This is a genomic window from Oleiphilus sp. HI0128 (assembly GCF_001635365.1).
This window is the reverse complement of record NZ_LWGG01000127.1, coordinates 1-1,025: the sequence shown is the minus strand read 5'-3', so window position 1 is coordinate 1,025 and position 1,025 is coordinate 1. Positions and strand designations below refer to the sequence as shown.

The following is a 1,025-nucleotide window of genomic DNA, read 5'->3' as shown; positions in this document are numbered from 1 at the left end:
GAATTTCGGATTGCAGACCTTCAACGTGACCAAAATTGGCTTCCTGAAGTCAAAACCATGGCTGCACAAGTGTTTGAGGACTCCAAGCTCAGTGAACTATTGATTCGTCGATGGGTCGGCGCAAAGCGTGTTTATGGAGAAGTTTAGTATTTTTGTTACCTTCGACTAAATTGACGAACTGTTTTGCTGGATTGATCTACACTTAGCTTATTGATATGGAAACGCTTATGGATAACAAAGAGTTAAATGACATGATACCCGCGGTGGTGAATAAAGTTTTTGAACAATACCAGAATGATGCCGAAATTAATTTGACTGAAGCGGACCAGCCAGTGTTGGTTGACCGTGAAGGCATTCCCGATAGCCAGATTCTGAAAACCATCTTGATGGCAGACACACTAGGGCGTTCGCAGCTAATATTTTTAGCCGACAGTATGCTGGATGTCGACAGTTTGAACAGTAAGGTAGGGCGCTCATTCGAAGCGCTGCCACATGAGGATGTACACAGCCTAATCGCCGTGCATAGCATCAAAACGCTTCCGGCTATTCCGGATATCACCGGTTTACCGGCGATTGTCGATGCTCGTGTCATCGAACAGGATACCGTCTATATCGAAACCGATGAAGCAGATAAACTGATCAAGCTGAGTAAAGAGGCCTTTTCAGCCTCAACTAGAAAAGCTAAAGTCGAAAGCGTTGCAGTGCCTCTATCATCGATACCTTACAACATAAATCAACCAGGCAGTGACCTTGAGCAGATCAATCAAGCGATTGAGAAGTTTACCTCCTTACGTATTAAACAGCGCTTGGAAGACACTCTTGAGCTTCCACCTCTGCCTCAGAGTGCACAAGAAATTATTCGCCTTCGCTCCAACCCTGATGCAGGCGCTGATGAACTGGCAGATATCATCGAAAAAGATCCAAGCCTTGCTGCTCAGGTAGTTAGCTGGGCTTCCAGCTCATTTTACAATGCACCCGGAAAGATCAAGTCAGTTCACGACGCGATCATCAGGGTATTGGGCTTT

At 45.6% G+C, this 1,025-nt stretch carries 1 protein-coding gene; it reads left to right on the top strand.

Annotated elements, in window-relative coordinates; genetic code table 11:
• Positions 1-227: 227 nt before the first annotated feature.
• The coding region (locus A3763_RS29365; protein WP_231872067.1) for an aminoacyl-tRNA deacylase and HDOD domain-containing protein at positions 228-1,025 on the top strand (798 nt) is incomplete at its 3' end.